Here is a 14,379-nt window from a genome sequence, read left to right on the forward strand (position 1 = left end):
CGCCACGGCCGCGATCCGCTACCCGCACGAGACACCCCCGACCATCACGAGGCGATCGAGGTCGCCGAAGGGGTGCTCTGGCTGCGGATCCCGCTGCCGATGGCGCTGAACCATGTGAACGTCTTCGCGCTGGATGATGGCGATGGCTGGACCATCGTCGACACCGGCACCCACACCAAGAAGACGGTCGGCATCTGGGAAACACTGCTGGCCGGTCCGCTGAAGGGCAAGCCTGTGAACCGGGTGCTGATCACGCATCACCACCCCGATCACGTCGGGATGCTGGGCTGGTTCATGGCGCGGGGGGCGGAACACTGGACCTCGCGCACCTCCTATCTGCTGTCGCGGATGCTGGTCCTCGACGTTGAGGAACAGCATTCCGCCGCCAATGTCGCCTACTGGACCAAGGCCGGGATGCCTGCCGCGCAGGTCGAGGAGCGCCGCAAGGCGCGGCCCTTCAACTTTGCCGATATCGTGCACCCGATTCCGGTCGGCCACATGCGGCTGGTCGAGGGTGACGTGGTGCGCATCGGCGGGCGGGACTGGGACGTCCGCATGGGCGGCGGCCACGCGCCCGAGCATGTCACGCTCTGGTCGCGCGACGACAACCTCGTGATCGGCGGCGACCAGCTGCTGCCGTCGATCTCGCCCAACGTGGGCGTGCAGGCAGCCGAGATCGAGGCCGATCCGCTGGCCGACTGGCTCGAGGCCTGCGAACGCCTGTCGACCCACGCGCGGGACGAGCATTTCGTGCTGCCGGGGCACAAGCTGCCCTTCACCGGCCTGCCGACCCGGATGCGCCAGCTGATCAACAACCACCATTCCGGCCTGCGCCGCCTGCAGACCCACATCGCGGAGCCGAAGACGGCGGTGGAGTGCTTTCCGCCGCTCTTCAAGCGCAAGATCGACGAGGGGACCTTCCACCTCGCCATGATCGAGGCCTATGCCCACCTCAGCCACCTCTACCGGACCGGGCAGGCGACCCGCATCCTGCGCGAGGACGGGGCCTACCTCTGGCAGGCGGTGCCGGCATGACCGACGACGACCCGATCAAGACCACCGCCGAGGCGGCCGAGGCCGACGCGATGCCGCGCCGCCACGACGCGCATTCCGATCCGAACGCCGATCCGGGCGGGCCGAACGCGCTGACGAAAAAGCCGGTGCAGGCCAAGAGCCCGGCGGAATGGGCCTATGAGCGGCTGATCCTCTACATCCAGAACTTCGAGAAGCTGCTGGACGCGGAACACGAGGTCGCCATCGGTTTCACCGGCTCGGACGCCGGGGTGATGCGGATCGAGGGGATGGGGTTCTTCGACCCCGACATCGTGACCTTCTACGGCACGGATCCCTCGGGCGCGAAGACCCAGCTGGTGCAGCATGTCACCCAGCTGAGCGTCATGCTGCGCGCCCTGCCAAAGCCCGAGAACGCGGTCGAACCGCAGCGCATCGGGTTCCGCCTGGCCGCCGATCTCGAGCAGCAGGTCGAGGCCGGAGAGGCGGAGTGACGCAAGCCGCGCATTGGCTGCATCGGGATCGTGACAGGGCGCTTCGAATAGGCTAGTCACGGTCCGAACAGGACCTGACTACCGACGAGGATCACGGACATGGCCGAATACAAGCACGGCGAGATGGACATCACCGAACACGAGAAGACCTTTGAAGGCTTCATCAAGGCCGCCATCTGGGTCGCCGGCATTTCCATCTTCACCCTCATCTTCTTGGCGATCTTCAACTCCTGATCGCCCCGGCCCCCTGATCCCGACGCGAGGACTTCCCATGCTGCGCCAAGGCTTGGCCGTTCTGGCCCTGGTCGCCCTGTCCGCCTGCGCGGGCGAGGGCCAGCGCACCGGCGGTGCCTCGCTCGCCGAGGTTCAGCGGTTTGCCTATTCCGATCCGGCGAAGCCGTCGCTGACGCTCTACACGATCGTAAACAACACCAGCGGCGCGGGTGCGCATACCGCGCTGCTGATCAACGGCTCCCAGCGGGTGATCTTCGACCCGGCCGGGTCGTTCCACCACGAGGAAACGCCGCGCCGGGGCGACGTGCTTTACGGCATCACCCCGCGGATGCAGCTGGGATACGAGAGCATGCACGCCCGCGCGACCTACCACGTCGTTGCGAACGAGGTCGCGGTTTCGCCCGAGGTGGCCGAGAAGGCGCTGCAACTGGCGATCGCGCGGGGCCCGGTGGGCCAGACCCAGTGCGCCACCAGCACGGCCGCGATCCTCAAGCAGCTTCCGGGGTTCGAGGGCATCCGCACCTCGTTCTACCCCGAGACGGTGGCCGAGAGTTTCGTCGAGATCACCGGCGCGCCCCGGCGCACCTATTACGAGGATTTCACCCCGCCCGCGGGCGGCTGATCCTCAGCCCAGCCAGGCCATCAACCCGAAGAGCGTGACCGCACCCGCGAGGATGCCGGCAAAGACATTGCGCGTGGCAATGCCGACCGCGAGCGTCGCGAAGGTCGCGCCGAGGCGGGCCGGATCGGGTTCGCCGCCGGTGGCCGCGGGCCAGACCACCAGCGGGGCGACCAGCGCGGGCAGGATCGCCACGGCGGTGTAGCGCAGGTGACGCAGCAGCCATTCCGGCATCGGCTTGTTTCCGACAAGCCCCAGGAACACGAAGCGCAGGCCGAAGCTGCCGATGGCAAGCCCGGCGATGACGAACCAGAGCTGGACGTGATCGATCATTCGGCGGCCTCCTGGCACGCGGGCTCGACTACGACGGGGCGGCGGCGTTCCATCAGCTTCTCGGTCGCGGCGCCCGCCATCATGCCCAGGAGGCCCGCGATCAGCAGGCCCAGGTTCAGCGGCAGCGACACCAGCACCAGCGCCGCGACCACCGCCACGAAGCAGGCCACCAGGTGCGGGACCGAGCGCAGCATCGGCGCGACCATGGCGATGAAGGTGATCGGCATCGCGAAATCGAGCGCAAAGGCCGGCGGGATGGCGTCCCCGATCAGCGCGCCGACCAGGGTGAAGACGTACCAGAATGGGCAGACCGGGGTGACGACCCCGAAGAAGTAGGCCAGCCGCACCGGGATCGACCAATCCCTGTTCCGCTCGAAGGTGCCGACCGACATGGCAAAGCTCTGATCGACGAGGAAATAGGCCACGAAGGCCCGCTTCCACAGCGGCGCCTCGCCCAGGTAGGGCGTCAGGGTTGCCGAATACATTGCCATCCGCAGGTTCACCGCCAGGGCCGAGACGAGCGCGATCACCGCCGGGGCGTCGTCCTGCAGCAGCTGGAGCGCGGTGAACTGGGCCGCGCCGGCAATGACGGCGACGGAAAACCCAAGCGCTTCCCAGACGTTCAACCCGGCCTCGGTCGCGACCACGCCGAACAGCAGCGCAAAGGGCGACACGACCAGGAAAAAGGGCGCGCCGTCCCGGACGCCTTTCCAGTAGGCGGATTTGACGGTGGTCGTCATCGGGGATTGTCCGTAGGTTCCTGGACCGGAGACGTAACGCCGCCGGAAGGGGGATGCAATTGCAGCAGCGCCATTGCGTGAAACAATCGTTTGGGCCCGCACCATGACGGAGCCGCTGGGTTTGATCCTGGCCGGCGGACAGGGACGGCGCATGGGCGGCGTCGACAAGGCCTTCGTGCCCCTTGCCGGGCGACCGCTGATCGCGCATGTGGCCGACCGGTTCCTGCCGCAGGTCGCGACCTGTGCGATCAGCGCGGCAGGCGATCCGGCGCGGTTCACGGGCTACGGGATGCCGGTGCTGGCCGATGGCGAACCGGGCGGACTGGGGCCGCTGGCGGGCGTGCTGTCCGGGCTCGACTGGGCGGCGGGACAGGGCGCAGCGGCGCTGGTGACCGTATCTGTCGACACGCCGTTCCTGCCGCCCGACCTCGTGCCGCGGCTGTTGCTGGCGGCCGAGGGGCGGGATCCGCCGCTGGCCGTCGCCGCAGAGCCCGGCGCCGAGGGGCCGCGCCTGCACCCGGCCTGCGCGCTCTGGCCGGTTTCCCTGCGCGAAGGTCTGCGCGCGACCCTGCGGGGCGGCGAACGGCGGCTGGGCCGATGGGCCGAGGCGCAGGGCGCCGCGGTGGCGGTCTTTGCCGATGGCGGGGTGGCGTTCCTGAACGTGAACCGGCCCGAGGACCTGGCGCGGGCCGAGGCGCTGCTGGCGGGGTGAGGACGCGTCAGGCGGCCTCTTCCACCGGGATCACGTCGACGGCCTGGTTGCTCTCCTGCTCGCCCCAGGTCCGCAGCACGCCGCGGTCGGGGGCCACGTCGGAATAGTCGCGGCCATAGCCCACGACGATGTGGTCGGTGCCCACCATCCGGTCGTTGGTCGGATCGAATTCGATCCAGCCGCCTTCGAGCCCGACCCAGGCCCGGACCCAGGCGTGCATCGCGTCGGCCCCGGCCAGGCGCTCCTTGCCGGGCGGCGGCAGGGTGCGAAGGAAGCCCGAGGTGTAGGCCGCCGGGATCCCGATGCCGCGCAGGCAGGCGATCATGATGTGGGTGAAGTCCTGGCAGACCCCGTGGCGGTGTTCGAACGCCTCGGCTGGCGGGGTATCGACCTCGGTCGCGTCGGCGTCGAAATCCATCTCGCGGTAAAGCCGCTTGCCGATGGCGACAACTGCCTGCTGCGCGGTGGTGCCCGGGGGGGCGCAGTCGCGGGCAAAGGCGGTCATCGCCGGGTGCAGCGCGACCCGGGGCGAGGCGCCACGAAAATGGTGCGGACTGTTCGGTCCGATGTCGCGCACCTGCGACACCTCGCGGTCCAGCCCGGCGAGGTCGGGTGACAGGTCCATCGTCGTCGGCATGGCGCTGCGTTCCACGCGGGCCTGCAGGGTCAGGATCAGCGACTCGACCGGCTCGCGCCAGGCGAACTCCGTCACCGGGTTGCCGAAGAAATCGGTGCGGTCGATGCGCTCCGCCGGCCAGGGGTCTGCCTCGATCATGCCGGTGATCAGCGTCTGTTGCCCCCAGAGCGTGCGGGGCAGCAGGTGGGTCAGCGTGCGCGCGCCCTCGGCGGGGCTGGCGTAGCCGTGTTCGATCGTCAGGCCGATGTCGTAGAGCATCGCGTCACCCCAGGTAGCCGACAGCCAGGTGCGCCGCGACCATCGACAGGTCGGTGCGCAGCTCGTGGAACCGCTCGGCCGGCCAGTCGTCGGGGTCACCGACGCTCAGCTCGGTCCGGATCCGCATCAGGTCGCGCCCGAGAGCCTGCATCTTGCCGCTGATCTCGGCCTCGGGCAGGCGGGCGGCGTGATCGCACATCGCCTCGACCTGGAAGAGGATCGAGCGCGGGTTGTTCGCATCGAGCGCTAGCAGGTCGACCACCGTGTCGCGCGAGGTGTCCGAGCGGTAGCGGCGGCGATGCGTCATCACGCTGTCGCCCAGCTCGGCCAGCAGGTCCCAGCTGCCCTCGGGCGCGGCCTCGTCAGTGAAGCTGCCCAGCAGGTGAGCCAGGTTGTCGGCCCGTTCCAGCGCCCGGCCGAAGCTGAGGAATCGCCAGCCGGTGAAACGGTACATGTTCTCGTGCACGAGGCCGGCGAAGCCGGTGGTGCGGCGCAGCAACAGGCCCATGGCGCGGGCGGTGTCGTCGCCCGCCACGGCCTTGCCGTCGAGGCTCTGCGCCGTGGTCGCCAGGTCGTGCAGCGCCCACCAGGCATCGACCGAGAAGCGGTCGCGTACCTTGCCGGCGCAGCCTTCGGCGGCCGAAATCTGCATCACAAGCGCGGGTGGTACCCGGCGGGACGGGTCGATGTCGAGCGCCTTGAGATGTGCCGCCAGCCCCGAAAGCTGCGGCGCCGCGCGGCCGCCGGTCTCGGCCAGCCGCAGGTGCCAGGCGCGCAGCAGGCGGATCGAGCTTTCCGAGCGTTCGACGTAGCGGCCCATCCAGAACAGGTTGTCCGCCGCCCGCGACGGCAAGACCGAAGGCGCCTCGCGCAGGGCCTTGCCGCGCGCGGACATCAGCGTGTCCTGCGGCACCGGCTTGTCGTTGGCGATCCAGACGTCGGCAACCGATCCACCCTGCTGCATCGCCAGCGCGGTGGTGTCGCCGCTGCGCCCGATCCGCGCGTAGCCGCCGGGCATGATCTGCCAGCCCTGCGCGGTGCGGGCGGCAAAGATGCGCACGGTCATCGGGCGCGGCACCAAGCGGTCGCCCTCCCAGACCGGGGTGGTGGACAGCGTCACTGCCTCCTGCCCCACGAGGGTGCGGCCGTTCTCGGCGATCCAGCTGGCCAACTCGCCGTGTTCGGCCCCGTCGGTGAACTCGCCCCCGAGCGCAAGGTCGGCCTCGCGGCTGAAGGGCAGGGCGGTCGACATGGCGCGGCCGATCATCATCCGGTCGGCGTTCCCGGCGACATGGGCCTGCTCGGCCGACTGGCCGCACCACCAGGTCGCGATGTTCGGCAGCTTCAGCTCTTCGCCGGTCAGGTGCCGCGCGATCCGCGGCAGGAAGGCCATCATCGCGCGGGTTTCCAGCACGCCGGCGCCCAGCATGTTGACCATGCTCACCGTGCCCTCGCGCAGGGCCGAGACCAGGCCGGGCGTGCCGATCTGAGATTTCTCGTTCAGCTCCATCGGGTCGGCAAACGACGCATCGAGCCGCCGCCACAGGACCGAGACCGGCTTCAGCCCGGCGACGGTGCGCACCATCAGCTGGCCGTTCAGGACGGTCAGGTCCTCGCCCTCGAGCAGCATGAGGCCGAGGTAGCGGGCGATGTAGGTGTGTTCGAAATAGGTGTCGGTCGAGGGGCCGGGCGTCAGGATCGCCGGACGCGAATTGGTCGGCGCGCGGCCGTTCTCGCTGGCCTCCTCGCGCAGGGCGTCGAGCTGTGCGCGGAAGGCACGGAAGAACCCGGCCAGGCGGGTGACGCGGGCGGTAGCAAAGGCCTCGGGGAATACCCGCCCGGTCGCCATCCGGTTCTCCAGCGCAAAGCCCGCGCCCGAGGGCGCCTGCGTCCGGTCGCCGAGGACGAACCACGAGCCGTCGGGCGACCGCCCGATCTCGAAGGCGAGGAAATGCAGGTAGTGCCCCGATACCGGCCGGATCCCGACCATCGGGCGCAGCCATTCGGGATTGTCGCCGACGACCTCGGGGGGCAGCTGCCCCGAGGTGATCAGGCTTTGCGCGCCGTAGAGGTCGGCGACCACGCGTTCGAGGATCTCGGCCCGCTGGATCAGCCCCTCCGAGATGCGTTCGAACTCGTCCGCGTGCAGGATCACCGGGATGTGGCTGAGCGGCCAGTCCCTGTCGCCGCGGGACTGCGGGGCATAGCGGCGGAAGTAGACGCCCGCGTCGCGCAGGTAGAGATCGCCACGCGCGAACCGGCCCGCCATCTCGTCCGGCGGCTGACCGGCCAGGTGGTCGATGAAATCGGCCCAGACCGGGCGCATCCGGCCCGAGGCGTCCAGCAGTTCGTCGGCCACGCCCGCCAGCGGGGCGTAGTCAGCGAGAAGCCGCTGCACCCCCTGGTCCGTCGTCAGATCGCGTGCCGTGTCGTCCATGGCACGTCATATCCCGGGTGATCGCCTCAGGTCGAGGGTCGTCGGAAAGTCAGGGTGAACCTGTTCCGGCGCGGGCACATAAACGCCCGGTTTGTGACCCATCGGCTCGAACCGGGCGAGGCGGCGCGCCTCGGCCTCGTTGCCGTTGACCGGGAAGGTGTCGTAGTTCCGCCCGCCGGGATGGGCGACGTGGTACGTGCAGCCGCCGATCGCCCGCCGCGTCCAGGTGTCGTAGATGTCAAAATGCAGCGGCGCGTTGACCGGCAGCACCGGGTGCAGCGCCTCGGGCGGTTGCCAAGCCTTGAAGCGGATGCCGCCGACGAAGGTGCCGGTGGTGCCCGTGCCGGCCAGCGGAACGGGGCGGCCATTGCAGTGGAGCGCGTAGCGGTCGGGGAAGATCGTCTTGACCCGCGCCTGCAGCCGTTCAACCGAACTGTCGGTGTAGCGCACGGTGCCGCCGATCGCGCCGGTTTCGCCCAGCACGTGCCAGGGTTCGAGCGCCTGCCGCAGCTCAAGCTGAACGCCTTCGTACTCAACCTCGCCGCAGAACGGGAAGCGGAACTCCTGCTGGGCGACGAACCATTCGGGCTCTACCGCGAAGCCATGGTCGTTCAGGTCGCGCAGCACGTCGAGGAAATCCTCCCAGACGAAATGCGGCAGCATGAAGCGGTCATGCAGGACCGTACCCCAGCGGACGGGTTTGCCCTTGATGGGGGAATGCCACATCCGGGCGATGATCGCGCGGATCAGCACCTGCTGGGCGAGCGACATCTTGGCGTCCGGCGGCATCTCGAACCCGCGGAACTCGATCAGGCCGAGGCGGCCGGTCGGGCCGTCGGGGGAAAAGAGCTTGTCGATGCAGATCTCGGCCCGGTGGGTGTTGCCGGTCACGTCCGTCATCATGTTGCGCAGCAGGCGGTCGACCAGCCACGGCAGCGGCTGGGGATAGCCTTCGTCCGGGTCGGGGATCTGCGCCAGCGCGATCTCGAGCTCGTAGAGCGTGTCGTGCCGGGCCTCGTCGATCCGGGGCGCCTGGCTGGTCGGGCCGATGAAGAGGCCCGAGAAGAGGTAGGACAGCGACGGGTGCCGCTGCCAGTAGAGGATCAGCGAGCGCAGCAGGTCGGGCCGCCGCAGGAAGGGCGAATCGTTCGGGGTCTCGCCCCCACCACGACGTGGTTGCCGCCGCCGGTGCCGGTATGGCGCCCGTCGATCATGAACTTGTCGGCGCCGAGGCGGCATTGCCGCGCCTCCTCGTAGACGGCTTGCGTGGTGGCCACGCATTCCTCCCAGTTGGCGGCGGGGTGGATGTTCACCTCGATCACGCCCGGGTCGGGGGCGACGCGGATGACGTTCATCCGGGGATCGTGCGGCGGGGAATAGCCCTCGATATGGATCGGAAGGCCCAGTTTCTCCGCTGCGCGTTCGGCGGCTGCGATCAGGTCGAGGTAGTCCTCGAGCGCCTCGACCGGGGGCATGAAGACGCAGAGCCGCCCGTCGCGCGGTTCGACCGACAGCGCGGTGCGCACGGCGCCGCCCAGTTCGCTGAGCTGCTGTTCGATCACGTCCTGCACCGGCCCGGCAGGCTGCGGCGCGCTGACCGGCTGGCTGCGCTCGGGCGTGGTTTCGGGCATCCCTTCCTGCGCGTGGTAGTCCGGCAGGGGATCGCGGTCGACGGTCGGATCGACGATGTAGGTATAGGGGTACTGCGCCGGCGGGACGTAGGGCAGCGTGCCGAGCGGCAGGCGGTAGCCGACCGGGCTGTCCCCGGGGACGAGGAAGATCCGGCCGCGCCGCAGCTTCCATTTCTCGGACCGCCAGCGCCGGCCACTGGCCTGCGACTGCCAAGCCTGGACCGGCAGGATGTAGCCCGAGGGTTCCGTCAGCCCGCGTTCGAACACCTTCGCCATGCGATGACGTTCCTCGGGGTCCTTCAGCTTGTTGTTCTCGGGCGTGACGTTCTCGGGCAGGTTCGCCTCTTTCAGCATCCACTCGCCCGGGTCCTCGAAGGCGGGGGCAACGTAGTCCGCGCCCAGTCCGAGGTCCTCGGCGATCGTGGCCATCAGTGCCTCGGCCTCGGCCGGGCCGGCGCCGGTTTTGGCGTCCTCGGCTGCAATCAGGCTTTCATCCGACCAGATCGGCTTGCCATCGCGGCGCCAGTAGAGGCTGAACGTCCAGCGCGGCAGCGTCTCTCCGGGATACCACTTGCCCTGGCCGTAATGCAGGAATCCGCCCGGCGCGAAGCGGTCGCGCAGCCGGCGGATCAGCTTGTCTGCCAGCCCGCGCTTCATCGGGCCGACGGCGGCGGTGTTCCATTCGGCGCTTTCAAAGTCGTCGATGCTGACGAAGGTCGGCTCGCCCCCCATCGTCAGGCGCACGTCGCCCTCGGCCAGTTGCGCGTCGACCTTGCGGCCAAGCGCGTTCAGCCTGTCCCAGGCATCGTCGCTGAAGGGCTTGGTGATACGGGGGTGTTCGCTGACGCGGTTCACCTTCATGTCGAACGAGAAATCGACCTCGGCGTAGGACGCCATGCCGGCGATCGGCGCGGCGTTGCGGTAGTGCGGCGCGGCGGCCAGCGGAATGTGGCTTTCGCCCGCCAGCAGGCCCGAGGTCGGATCGAACCCGATCCAGCCCGCGCCGGGCAGGTAGACCTCGACCCAGGCGTGCAGGTCGGTGAAGTCGTGGTCGGTCCCCGGCGGCCCGTCGAGCGACACGAGGTCGGGCTTCAGCTGGATCAGGTAGCCCGAGACGAAGCGCGCGGCAAAGCCGAGGTTGCGCAGCACCTGCACCAGCAGCCAAGAGGAATCCCGGCACGATCCCGACACCCGTTCCAGCGTCTCCTCGGGCGTCTGCACGCCCGGCTCCATCCGGATGGTGTAGTCGACGTGGTTGGCGACATGGGTGTTGAGCGAGACAAGGAAATCGACTGTCCGCTTGTGGTCGCGCGGCAGCGTCTTCATGAAGGCCTGCAGCCGCGCGCCCATCGGTTCGGGCGTGCGGTAGATCGACAGGTCCTCGGTCACCTCGGACGGATAGTCGAACGGCCACTCCTCGGCGCTGTCCTCGACGAAGAAGTCGAAGGGGTTGTAGACCGACATGTCCGCGACGAGGTCCACCTCGATCCGGAATTCGCGCACCGGTTCGGGGAACACGAACCGCGCCAGCCAGTTGCCGTAGGGGTCCTGCTGGTGGTTCACGAAATGCGGCTCGGGCCCCACCTTGAGCGAATGAGAGATGACCCGCGTGCGCGAATGCGGCGCCGGTCTGAGGCGGATGATCTGGGGCGCGAGATTGACCAGCCGGTCGTACTTGTAGTGCGTCAGGTGATGGATCGCGGCGTGAATCGACATGGTGGCGGCCCGTGCAAATCTCTTTCCTATTGCATGACAGCCCAGAGGCCTCGGAACAAGCATGCGGTGCCGCCAGTGCGGCTCTGCACGGTATCAGCGATGCATAACATGCTGTTTCACAAAGCGGTTTCGCGCCTCGTTGCTGGGTGTCGAACGATTTGCCTGTTTTCCGGGCATCACAGAACTAGTTCATCGGCAAGTCTTGTATGCGCCCGATCAATTGCGCAGGATCAAGGCAGTAGAGGGGCAGCCAATATGTGCTAGGCTGGGGGCGACACACCGCCCGGGCAAAGCCGCGCCGCCATTGCGCGCCATCCTGAACTGACAAGGACGGAATGACGGACAATCGATTTTTTGACGAGATGCTGGATGGTTCGGGCGCGGCCCGGGCCCCGTATTCGGATTACGCAGGCTGGTTTTCGGGCGAGGACCCGAAGACCCTTTTGAAGAAGTCGACCGAGGCCGAGGCCTTTTTCAGGCGGATCGGGATCACCTTCAACGTCTACGGCCAGTCCGAGGCGGACGAACGACTGATCCCCTTCGACATCGTGCCCCGGATCATCGCCGCGCAGGAATGGCGGATGCTGGAGCGCGGGATCGAGCAGCGGGTGCGCGCGATCAACGCCTTTCTCGCCGACATCTACAACCGGCAAGAAATCCTTAAGGCCGGGCGCATCCCGACCGAGATCATCGAGAACAACGAAGCCTTTCTGCCGCAGATGGTCGGCGTCGCACCGCCGGGCGGGGTCTACACCCACATCGTCGGGACCGACCTCGTCCGCACGGGCGAGAACGATTTCTACGTGCTCGAGGACAACTGCCGCACGCCATCGGGCGTGAGCTACATGCTCGAGAACCGCGAGACGATGCTGCAGATGTTCCCCGAGCTCTTCACCCAGATGCGAGTGAAGCCGGTGTCGAGCTACCCGGCCGAGCTGCGCCGGTCCCTGTCCGAGGCCGCGCCGCCGAACTTCACCGGCAGCAAGCCCGCGCTGGCGGTGCTGACGCCGGGTATCCACAACTCGGCCTATTTCGAACACAGCTTCCTCGCCGACCAGATGGGCGCCGAACTGGTCGAGGCGGGCGATCTCAGGATCGTCGATGGCCGTGTCGCGATGCGTACGATCCGGGGCTACAAGCCGCTCGACGTGATCTATCGCCGCGTGGACGACGACTATCTTGACCCACTGAACTTCAACCCGACCTCGCTTCTGGGCGTGCCGGGGATCATGGACGTCTACCGCGCGGGCAACATCACCATCGCCAACGCGCCCGGCACCGGGATCGCCGACGACAAGGCGCTCTACAGCTACATGCCGGACATCGTGCAGTTCTACACCGGCGAAAAGGCGATCCTGAAGAACGTGCCGACTTGGCGCTGCTCGGAACCCGACAGCCTGAAGTACGTGCTCGACAACCTCGCCGACCTCGTCGTGAAGGAGGTGCACGGATCGGGCGGCTACGGGATGCTGGTCGGACCGGCGGCCTCGAAGAAGGAGCTGTCGGAGTTCGAGGCCAAGCTGCGCGCCAAGCCCGGCAACTACATCGCCCAGCCGACGCTGGCGCTGTCGACCGTGCCGATCATGACCAAGAAGGGCCTCGCGCCACGCCACGTCGACCTGCGGCCCTTCGTGCTGGTCTCGCCCAACTCGGTCTACATCACGGCGGGCGGGCTGACCCGCGTCGCGCTGAAGGAGGGGTCGCTCGTCGTGAACTCCTCCCAGGGCGGCGGAACGAAAGACACCTGGGTTCTGGGGGACTGACATGCCGATGCTGGGAAGAACTGCCGGCGGGCTTTTCTGGATGTTCCGCTACCTCGAACGCAGCGAAAACACCGCGCGCCTGCTTGATACCGGGTTCCGGATCGCGCTGACCGGATCGGAAAGCGCCGAAGCCGAATGGGAAAGCATCGTGACCACCGCGGGGGTGCGCGAGCTCTACCTCGAGAAATATGACACCTTCGAACAGGGGCACGTGATCAACTTCCTGCTGCGCGACCGGGACAACCCGTCGTCGGTGATGTCGGTGATCGAGGCCGCGCGGTCGAACGCGCGGATGGTGCGCACCGCCCTCAGCTCCGAGGTCTGGGAAGCGACCAACGAGACCTGGATGACGATGAAGGAGGAACTGCGCCGGCCCGTGTCGGTCAAGAACCTCGCCGACGTGCTGGCAACGGTGCGGCAGCAATCGAGCCTTGTGCGGGGCGCCCTGCACGGGACGATGCTGCGCAATGAGATCTTTGATTTCGCCCGCATCGGCACCTTTGTTGAGCGGGCCGACAACACCGCGCGGATCCTCGACGTGAAGTACTACGTCCTGCTGCCGTCGGCCGCCTTTGTCGGGTCCTCGATGGACAATGCCCAGTGGGAAACGATCCTGCGGTCGGTCAGCGCCTTCCGTTCGTTCCGCTGGCTGAACGAGGCCGAGACGACGCCGCGCGCCATCGCCGCCTTCCTCATTCTCGACAAGCGGATGCCGCGTTCCCTGGCGTTCTGCTACTCCAAGATCGCCGGCAACCTGCGCTACCTTGCGCAGAAACATGTCGGAGAGCTGCCCTGCCTCGACCTCGCGCTGCAGACGCACGAGAAACTCGAGAACTGCGAGATCGACTCGATCTTCGACGAGGGACTGCACGAGTTCCTTGAAGGCAGCATTGCCAACACCGCCCGGCTGGCCGGGCAAATCCAGGAAGATTTCCGTTTCTACGGATAGGGCCAAGACGATGCGACTGAAGATCTCGCACAAGACGATCTACACCTACGACCAGCCGGTGCACTACGCGCTGCTGCAACTGCGGCTGACCCCGCGCGACGCCATGGGGCAGAAGGTTGTGTCGTGGAAATCCACCCTGACCGGCGGCAGCAAGCAGGTCAGTTTCGAGGACCAGTACCGCAACCATGTCGACCTCGTTCTAATGGAGGATGCCGACCGCCTGGAGATCGTCAGTGAGGGCGAGGTCGAGGTCGAGGACCGGTCAGGTGTCGTCGGCACCAGCCGCAGCCTCGTTCCGAACTGGATGTTTTTGCGCAAGACCACGGCCACGACGCCGGGTGCACACGTGCGCAGGCTGGCCAAGCAGGTCGAGGGCGAGGTGGCCGAGAACCAGCTGGGCGGGATGCACGCGCTGTCCGAGGCCGTGGGCGAGGCGGTGAGCTACACCAAGGGTGCGACCCATGCCGCCACCACCGCCGAAGAGGCGCTGACCGCCGGCAAGGGTGTCTGCCAGGACCACGCCCACGTGATGATCGCGGCCGCCCGTCAGTTGGGCCTGCCGGCGCGCTATGTCTCGGGCTACCTGATGATGGATGGCGTGACCGAGCAGGAGGCAAGCCACGCCTGGGCCGAGGTCTGGGTCGAGGGGCTGGGCTGGGTCGGCTTCGACGTCTCGAACGAAGTCTGCCCCGATGACCGCTACGTCCGGGTCGCCGTCGGCCGCGACTACGCCGATGCCGCGCCGGTCCACGGCCTGAGGCAGGGTGACGCCGCCGAAGAGCTTTGCGTTTCGTTGCAGGTTCAGCAATAGACTCGTCCGGTCGAATCGAGGGCCGGAAGGGGCG

The 14,379-nt window shown here is 67.8% G+C and carries 12 protein-coding genes and 1 pseudogene; 8 read left to right on the forward strand and 5 right to left on the reverse strand.

Annotation, left to right across the window (positions count from 1 at the left end):
- The first annotated feature begins 72 nt into the window (after positions 1-72).
- The 4 genes from ACE2AC_RS18750 (at position 73) to ACE2AC_RS18765 (ending at position 2,361) form a co-directional block, all read left to right on the forward strand.
- Positions 73-1,035: an MBL fold metallo-hydrolase gene (locus ACE2AC_RS18750; RefSeq protein WP_375689145.1), complete on the forward strand. Its 963-nt coding sequence runs from the start codon at positions 73-75 to the stop codon at positions 1,033-1,035.
- The gene (locus ACE2AC_RS18755) at positions 1,032-1,505 is read left to right on the forward strand and encodes a DUF6173 family protein (RefSeq protein ID WP_375689147.1); all 474 of its coding nucleotides are present in this window, start codon (positions 1,032-1,034) and stop codon (positions 1,503-1,505) included. Before ACE2AC_RS18750 ends, ACE2AC_RS18755 begins: the two co-directional genes overlap by 4 nt.
- 99 nt (positions 1,506-1,604) lie before the next feature.
- Entirely contained in the window at positions 1,605-1,739 is a 135-nt protein-coding gene (locus tag ACE2AC_RS18760; protein ID WP_375689149.1) for an aa3-type cytochrome c oxidase subunit IV, read from the forward strand.
- A gap of 37 nt (positions 1,740-1,776) precedes the next feature.
- The gene (locus ACE2AC_RS18765) at positions 1,777-2,361 is read left to right on the forward strand and encodes a hypothetical protein (protein ID WP_375689151.1); all 585 of its coding nucleotides are present in this window, start codon (positions 1,777-1,779) and stop codon (positions 2,359-2,361) included.
- Between the two features lie 3 nt (positions 2,362-2,364).
- Here the strand turns inward: ACE2AC_RS18765 and ACE2AC_RS18770 are convergent, their stop codons facing one another.
- On the reverse strand, positions 2,365-2,691 hold the full coding sequence (locus ACE2AC_RS18770; protein ID WP_375689153.1) for an AzlD domain-containing protein: 327 nt from the start codon (positions 2,689-2,691) through the stop codon (positions 2,365-2,367).
- Positions 2,688-3,431: an AzlC family ABC transporter permease gene (locus ACE2AC_RS18775; RefSeq protein WP_375689155.1), complete on the reverse strand. Its 744-nt coding sequence runs from the start codon at positions 3,429-3,431 to the stop codon at positions 2,688-2,690. Before ACE2AC_RS18775 ends, ACE2AC_RS18770 begins: the two co-directional genes overlap by 4 nt.
- A gap of 103 nt (positions 3,432-3,534) precedes the next feature.
- Here ACE2AC_RS18775 and mobA point away from each other — a divergent pair, with 103 nt between their 5' ends.
- Positions 3,535-4,143 (forward strand): molybdenum cofactor guanylyltransferase MobA, encoded by a 609-nt coding sequence (gene mobA / locus ACE2AC_RS18780; protein ID WP_375689157.1) that lies wholly within the window; start codon positions 3,535-3,537, stop codon positions 4,141-4,143.
- A gap of 7 nt (positions 4,144-4,150) precedes the next feature.
- On the opposite strand, the gene ACE2AC_RS18785 is transcribed toward mobA, so the two are convergent.
- The 3 genes and pseudogenes from ACE2AC_RS18785 to ACE2AC_RS18795 all read right to left on the reverse strand — a co-directional run bounded on the left by ACE2AC_RS18785 (position 4,151) and on the right by ACE2AC_RS18795 (position 10,822).
- The gene (locus ACE2AC_RS18785; RefSeq protein ID WP_375689159.1) at positions 4,151-5,038 is read right to left on the reverse strand and encodes a transglutaminase domain-containing protein; all 888 of its coding nucleotides are present in this window, start codon (positions 5,036-5,038) and stop codon (positions 4,151-4,153) included.
- A 4-nt stretch (positions 5,039-5,042) separates the two neighbouring features.
- Entirely contained in the window at positions 5,043-7,475 is a 2,433-nt protein-coding gene (locus ACE2AC_RS18790) for a circularly permuted type 2 ATP-grasp protein (protein WP_375689160.1), read from the reverse strand.
- Between the two features lie 6 nt (positions 7,476-7,481).
- Positions 7,482-10,822, reverse strand: a pseudogene (locus tag ACE2AC_RS18795) (DUF2126 domain-containing protein).
- A gap of 335 nt (positions 10,823-11,157) precedes the next feature.
- Between ACE2AC_RS18795 and ACE2AC_RS18800 the strand changes: the two are divergent.
- From ACE2AC_RS18800 to ACE2AC_RS18810, 3 genes are read left to right on the forward strand one after another with little or no spacing between them, the layout of a single operon-like run.
- Positions 11,158-12,585: a circularly permuted type 2 ATP-grasp protein gene (locus ACE2AC_RS18800; protein WP_375689162.1), complete on the forward strand. Its 1,428-nt coding sequence runs from the start codon at positions 11,158-11,160 to the stop codon at positions 12,583-12,585.
- Between the two features lie 7 nt (positions 12,586-12,592).
- Entirely contained in the window at positions 12,593-13,534 is a 942-nt protein-coding gene (locus ACE2AC_RS18805) for an alpha-E domain-containing protein (RefSeq protein WP_375689164.1), read from the forward strand.
- A 10-nt stretch (positions 13,535-13,544) separates the two neighbouring features.
- Positions 13,545-14,345 (forward strand): transglutaminase domain-containing protein, encoded by an 801-nt coding sequence (locus ACE2AC_RS18810; RefSeq protein WP_375689166.1) that lies wholly within the window; start codon positions 13,545-13,547, stop codon positions 14,343-14,345.
- Positions 14,346-14,379 lie beyond the last annotated feature (34 nt).

The organism is Pseudooceanicola sp. LIPI14-2-Ac024, from assembly GCF_042188925.1.
Lineage (GTDB): Bacteria > Pseudomonadota > Alphaproteobacteria > Rhodobacterales > Rhodobacteraceae > Pseudooceanicola.